1 pseudogene is annotated in these 229 nt (G+C 69.4%); it reads left to right on the top strand.

The annotated features are described in order from the left end of the window. A pseudogene (locus tag ACPYOM_RS24290) lies at positions 1–114 on the top strand (acyl-CoA thioesterase II); the annotation flags it as partial. Positions 115–229: the final 115 nt, after the last annotated feature.

The raw sequence follows: 229 nt of genomic DNA, 5'->3' as shown, positions 1-229 counted from the left end.
GTCGCGAGCAACCACGTGTGGATGCGGGCCGTCGACCGGCTCCCGGACGACCCGTTGCTGCACGCCGCGGTGCTGGCCTACTCCAGCGACTACTCGCTGCTCGAGCCCGTGCTGTGACGCCATGGCCTCGTGTGGACCGACCGTCGGCTGCGCGTCGCGAGCCTCGACCTGTCTCTTATCCACCTCTCCGAGCCCCCAAGACGCGTAGTAATCTGGGGGGGCGGGGTGG

It is taken from the genome of Monashia sp. HAY1-2A (assembly GCF_056755315.1).
This window is presented reverse-complemented; position numbering and strand designations above follow the sequence as displayed.